This is a genomic window from Azospirillum endophyticum (assembly GCF_016595245.1).
GTDB lineage: Bacteria > Pseudomonadota > Alphaproteobacteria > Azospirillales > Azospirillaceae > Azospirillum > Azospirillum endophyticum.
Genome location: NZ_JAENHM010000036.1, coordinates 1 through 806 on the forward strand (window position 1 = coordinate 1; position 806 = coordinate 806).

At 74.7% G+C, this 806-nt stretch carries 1 protein-coding gene and 1 pseudogene; both read right to left on the minus strand.

The genetic code is table 11. From position 1 onward, the window contains the following. A partial coding sequence (locus JHL17_RS37020) for a hypothetical protein (RefSeq protein ID WP_345773796.1) occupies positions 1-326 on the minus strand: 326 nt, incomplete at its 3' end. A gap of 46 nt (positions 327-372) precedes the next feature. Continuing rightward, positions 373-798 (minus strand): annotated as a pseudogene (locus tag JHL17_RS37985) (condensation domain-containing protein); the annotation flags it as partial. Positions 799-806 lie beyond the last annotated feature (8 nt).

Sequence of the window (806 nt, forward strand, 5' to 3'; positions counted from 1 at the left end):
GCCAGCGGCACGTCCGACGGCGTCAGCCCGCCGGCCGACGCCTCGCAATGCGCCACCAGCGCCCGCAGTTCCTCCGCATAGGCCGCGGCCAGCCCCTCCACCACCGACGCCGCCAGCACCGACCGGCCGTAGCTCCAGTCGAACACCAGCTCGCCGTCATAGACCCGGCCGTCGATGCCCAGCCAGTTGCCCAGCGGGGCGTCGGGGTCGAGACGGGCTCCGGCCGGCTCGTCGCCCGGGACGAAGCGGGCCTCGGCCTCGAAGCTGCCGTCGAACTGGCCGAGATAGTTGAAGGTCACCCGCGCCTCGGGCAGCGCGCGCAGCACCGCCCGGCTCTCCGCGTCGCCGAGATGGCGNGTCCCCGCCGGGGCGCAGATGCACCGGATAGGCCGTGGTGAACCAGCCGACGCTGCGGCTGAGGTCAAGGTCGGCGACCAGCTCCTCGCGGCCATGCCCCTCCAACTGCACCAGCGCCGACGCCGCGCCGCTCCAGCGGCACAGCACCCGCGCCAGCCCCGTCAGCAGCAGGTCGTTCACCCGCGTCCGATAGGCCGCCGGCGCCGACGACAGCAACCGCTTCGTCCAGCCCGTATCCAGCCGCGTCCGCGCGACCGCCGACCGCGCCACCGTCAGCGCCTCGGGGGAAACCGGCTCCACCACGCCGGGCAGCCCAGACGGCGCCCCGGTCAGGCTGTCGCGCCACCAGGACAGCTCCGCCTTCAGCCCGTCGCTCGCGGCATGGCGCTGCAGGGCCTCGCCCCAGGATTGGAAGGACGCGGTCTTGGCCGGCAAGGCCACCGGCTCGC